The organism is Sphingomonas bacterium (assembly GCF_903644135.1).
Taxonomy (GTDB): domain Bacteria; phylum Pseudomonadota; class Alphaproteobacteria; order Sphingomonadales; family Sphingomonadaceae; genus Sphingomonas.
Genome location: NZ_CAHJXA010000231.1, coordinates 1 through 4,596, shown reverse-complemented (window position 1 = coordinate 4,596; position 4,596 = coordinate 1). Strand labels below are relative to the sequence as shown.

Here is a 4,596-nt window from a genome sequence, read left to right as displayed (position 1 = left end):
CATCTCACCGGCCCCGAGGGTGCGATCGGGCGGATGGTGGCGGCGGGGCGGTTGTCGTCGATCGTGCTGTGGGGCCCGCCCGGCACCGGCAAGACCACGATCGCGCGGCTGCTCGCCGAGGCGGTAGGCCTGCGCTTCGTCGCAATCAGCGCGGTGTTCTCGGGCGTCGCCGAGCTGAAGAAGGTGTTTGCCGAGGCGCGCGACCATGCTCGCCTGGGCCAGCGGACCTTGTTGTTCGTGGACGAGATCCACCGCTTCAACCGCGCGCAGCAGGACGGCTTCCTGCCCTATGTCGAGGACGGCACGGTGACGCTGGTCGGCGCCACCACCGAGAATCCCTCGTTCGAGCTCAACGCCGCGCTGCTCAGCCGCGCGCAGGTGCTGGTGCTCCAGCGGCTCGGCCACGCCGCGCTCGACCAGCTCGTCGCGCGGGCGGAGGAGATGGTCGGGCGCCCCCTGCCCCTAACCCCGCCGGCGCGCGAGGCGCTGGTCGCGAGCGCCGACGGCGATGGCCGCTTCCTCCTAAACCAGGTCGAGACGCTGTTCGCGGTCGCCCTGCCCCAACCGCTCGATCCCGCCGGCCTGTCCGCCTTCCTCCAGCGCCGCGTCGCCGTCTACGACAAGGATCGCGAGGGGCATCACAACCTCATCAGCGCGCTCCACAAGTCGATCCGCGGCTCCGACCCGCAGGCGGCGCTTTATTATTGCGCGCGAATGTTCACCGCCGGCGAGGAGCCGTTGTACGTGCTGCGCCGGCTGACCCGCGCCGCGGTCGAGGATGTCGGCCTTGCCGATCCGCAAGCGCTGGTCCAGTGCCTCGCCGCCAAGGACGCCTATGACTTCCTCGGCAGTCCCGAGGGCGAGCTGGCGATCGCGCAGGCGTGTCTGTATCTCGCTACCGCGCCCAAATCGAACGCCGCCTACGCCGCGCAGAAGGCGGCGTGGCAGAGCGCGCGCGAGACCGGCTCGCTGATGCCGCCCGAGAACATCCGCAACGCGCCGACCAAGCTGCTGCGCGACCTGGGGTATGGCAAGGGCTACGAGTACGATCCCGATGCCGCCGACGGCTTTTCGGGCGCGAACTACTGGCCGGCGGAGATGACGCCGCAGACCTTCTACACGCCCGCCGGCCGTGGCTTTGAGGCGCGGGTCAAGGAGCGGCTCGACCACTGGGCGCGGCTGCGCGAGGAGCGGCAGGGCAGCGCGTGAGCGCTCCCGGTGATCGCTTCACGCGGTTTGCCGCGATCGACTGGTCGGGCGCACGCGGGCGGCGGCATCGCGGCATCGCCCTCGCACTATGCGAGCGCGGACGCGACGCGCCGCGGCTAGTCGAGCCGGCGGCGGGCGGTGCATGGTCGCGGCAGGGCGTGCTCGACTGGTTGCTCGCCCGCGCCGACGAGCCGCTGCTGGTCGGGTTCGACTTCAGCTTCTCCGCGCCGTTCGCACGCGGCGCGCATCTGCCGGGAGAGACCGACACCCGGTCGGGACCCGCGTTGTGGGCCTATGTCGACGCCGCCTGCACCGATGAGGACCTGGGTGCGGCCAGCTTCATCGAAGCGCGGCGCGGACGGTATTTCTGGTGCGGAGCCGGCGACGGGCGCAAGGGCGACTTCCTCCATTACCGCACCTGCGAGACGCCGGAGGGGCAGGCCAAGCCATCGACCGTGTTCGACGCGCTCGGCGCGGCGCAGGTCGCAAAGGCAAGCTGGGCGGGGATGCGCCTGCTCCACCGGCTCGACGGTCGCATCCCGGTCTGGCCGTTCGCGCCGGTGCCCGCGACGGGCGCGCTGGTGGTCGAAATCTATACCGCGGTTGCCGCCCGCGCCGCCGGCCTGCGCAAGGGGCGGAGCAAGTTGCGCGGGCCGGCAGCGCTCGACGCGGCGCTGACCTCGCCCGCGATCGGCAGCCTGCCGCATCTGCCGCTCGCAAGCTATTCAGATCATGCCACCGACGCGATCCTGACCGCGGCATGGCTCCGCGCCAGCGCCGGCAATGCCGATCTCTGGCAGCCGGCGGGCATGACCCCGGCCGTCGCGCTCACCGAGGGCTGGACCTTCGGCGTCCGGTGACGCACAAGGCGCAGCGAGCCGGTTTAGCTCAGTTGGTAGAGCGCCAGTTTTGTAAACTGGATGTCGCGGGTTCGATTCCTGCAACCGGCACCACCGCCTTGGCGTTGCGCTTTCGAAATGATTAAGGTCGCCAGTTACAACATGCGCAAGGGGGTGGGCAGCGACGGCCGCCGCAGCCCTGAGCGCATCCTCGACGTGCTGCGCGAGATCGACGCCGACATCGTCGCGCTGCAGGAGGCGGACCGCCGCTTCGGCGCGCGCATGGGAGTGATCTCGCCGCCGATGCTCGATGAACGCAGCGGGTGGCAGGCGGTCAAGGTCGGCCTGCGCGCCGCCTCGATGGGCTGGCACGGCAACGCGCTGCTGGTCCGCAAGGCCGCGACGGTGGCGAGTTGCTGCGCGATCCACCTGCCCTCGCTGGAACCGCGCGGCGCGGTCAGCGCGGAGGTGACGACCGGCGGCCTGACGCTGCGCGTCGTCGGGATGCACCTCGACCTGTCGGGGCTGTGGCGGCGCAAACAGGCGGCGGCGATCATCGGCCATGTCGAGGCTGGTCCCGAGCCGATGCCGACGGTGATGATGGGCGACCTCAACGAGTGGACCGCCAACGGCGGCTGCCTGCGCGATTTCGGCCGGGCGTTCGCGATCGCTGCCACTGGGCCAAGCTTCCACGCCCGGCGGCCGATCGGGCGGCTGGACCGGATCATGGCATCGCCGGGGCTGCGCATCGTCGACTGCGGCGTCCACGCCAGCGCCGCCGCCCGCATGGCGTCCGACCACCTGCCGATCTGGGCGACGATCGAGCCGGCGTGATCGCCGGGCGACACGGCCGGCCGAGACTGGCCATCGCCGCGCCGACGCGATAGCATCGCCGCCAGGCCGAGGGAGTGAACCATGCAGTTCCTGAAGATCCTGTTCTGGTGCCTGCTCGCCTTTGTCGCGGCGCTGTTCACTTATGGGAATTGGGAGCCGGTGACGATCCACCTGTGGAGCGGGCTGGAGGCGCTGGTGAACCTGCCGCTGCTGCTGTTCGTCACCTTCCTGATCGGGTTCCTGCCAACCCAGATCTACCACGCGGCGCTGCGCTGGCGGCTGCGGCAGCGGCTGGGGCAGGCGGAGGCAACGCTGGCATCCACCCGCGCGCTGGTCGTGGCAGCACCGCCGCCGGCCCCGGTCTATACGGCCGCGGAGACCACACCGCCGCCGCTTCCCGGCGAACTGTCGTGAGGCACGCGGCGTGAGCCCGCTTTACGTCGCGATCGACCTGCCCGACCTAGCCCGCGCCAAGACCCTGGCGACGCGCGTGCGCCATCATGTCGGCGGCCTGAAGCTGGGGTTGGAATTCTTCGTCGCGCATGGTCGTCATGGCGTGCAGGAGATGGCGGCGCTTGGCCTGCCGATCTTTCTCGACCTGAAGCTTCACGACATTCCCAACACCGTCGCCAGCGCGATCCAGGCGCTGGGCGATCTGGAGCCGGCGGTGCTGACCGTTCACGCCGCCGGCGGCCGGGCGATGCTGGAGGATGCCAAGGCGGCGGCGCACCCGGCGACCAAGGTGGTGGCGGTGACGATGCTCACCAGCCTCGACGCGGACGATCTCGCCGCCACCGGCGTCGGCGGCAGCGTTCATGACCAGGTCGCGCGCCTGACCGATCTGGCCGCCGAGGCCGGCGTCGATGGTATCGTCTGTTCGGGCGAGGAGGTCGCCGCCGCCAAGAAGCGCTGGCGGCAGGGCTTCTTTGTCGTGCCGGGCCTGCGCCTCGATGCCGGCGCGGCCGCCGATCAGAAGCGCGTCGTCACCCCCCGCGCCGCGCTCGACGCCGGCGCGTCGCTGCTGGTGATCGGCCGGCCCATCACCCGCGCCGAAGACCCGGACGCCGCCGCACGCGCGATCGGCGCGACGCTGTAGGTGGCGCTGATCCGCCTCTTCGTGCCGGCGCGCGACTTTGCCCGATCGATCGCCTTCTACCAGGCGATCGGGTTCGCGCTCGACTATCGCGACGATGATCTCGCGATCCTGACGTTCGAGGGCGCGGGGCTGCTGCTGCAGAATTACGACGCGCCGGGCTTTGCCGACAACGCCATGCACCAGCTGTTCGTGAGCGCGCTCGACCAATGGTGGGAACGGACCGCGGATGTGGTCCACCGGTTCGGGGTCAAGCCGCCGGTCGCGCCCGTCGAGAAGCCATGGGGCCTGCGCGTCGGCTTCCTCTACGACCCTTCGGGCGTCCTGTGGCAGGTGAGCGAGGAGGCGCACTAGGCCGCCCGGCCCGCGCCCGCTACAGCCGCCGCCATGCCCTCGATCCGCCCCGCCATGGCCGCCGACGCCGCCATGCTTCAGCAGTTGGTGCAGCGCGCTTACCGTGGCGAGGCGGCGCGCAGCGGCTGGACGCACGAGGCGGACCTGCTGGAGGGCGAGCGCATCTCGCTCGGCGAGTTGGCGGCATTGATCGCCGACCCGGCCGAGCGGCTGCTGATCGCGGAAGACGATGGTGCTCCGGTCGGCTGCGTCAGGGTCAGCGACTCG

The 4,596-nt window shown here is 71.0% G+C and carries 6 protein-coding genes, 1 tRNA gene and 1 pseudogene; all 8 read left to right on the top strand.

Features of this window, described 5'->3' with window-relative positions; translation table 11 throughout:
- On the top strand, window positions 1-1,209 hold a 1,209-nt coding region (locus HUU96_RS11655; RefSeq protein WP_174292957.1), incomplete at its 5' end, for a replication-associated recombination protein A.
- Window positions 1,206-2,069, top strand: coding sequence for a hypothetical protein (locus HUU96_RS11650; protein ID WP_174292956.1), 864 nt, complete (start codon window positions 1,206-1,208; stop codon window positions 2,067-2,069). The genes HUU96_RS11655 and HUU96_RS11650, both read left to right, overlap by 4 nt.
- 17 nt (window positions 2,070-2,086) lie before the next feature.
- A tRNA-Thr gene (locus tag HUU96_RS11645) sits at window positions 2,087-2,162 on the top strand.
- A 24-nt stretch (window positions 2,163-2,186) separates the two neighbouring features.
- Window positions 2,187-2,882, top strand: a complete 696-nt coding sequence (locus HUU96_RS11640; RefSeq protein WP_174292955.1) for an endonuclease/exonuclease/phosphatase family protein — start codon at window positions 2,187-2,189, stop codon at window positions 2,880-2,882.
- A gap of 81 nt (window positions 2,883-2,963) precedes the next feature.
- The gene (locus HUU96_RS11635; RefSeq protein WP_174292954.1) at window positions 2,964-3,296 is read left to right on the top strand and encodes a hypothetical protein; all 333 of its coding nucleotides are present in this window, start codon (window positions 2,964-2,966) and stop codon (window positions 3,294-3,296) included.
- 10 nt (window positions 3,297-3,306) lie between these two features.
- Entirely contained in the window at window positions 3,307-3,978 is a 672-nt protein-coding gene (gene pyrF / locus HUU96_RS11630; RefSeq protein WP_174292953.1) for an orotidine-5'-phosphate decarboxylase, read from the top strand.
- Window positions 3,979-4,329 carry a VOC family protein gene (locus HUU96_RS11625; RefSeq protein ID WP_174292952.1) on the top strand — a complete coding sequence of 117 codons (351 nt, stop codon included), beginning with the start codon at window positions 3,979-3,981 and terminating at the stop codon, window positions 4,327-4,329. It begins immediately after the preceding gene.
- Window positions 4,330-4,362: 33 nt separating this feature from the next.
- Window positions 4,363-4,596 (top strand): annotated as a pseudogene (locus HUU96_RS11620) (GNAT family N-acetyltransferase); the annotation flags it as partial.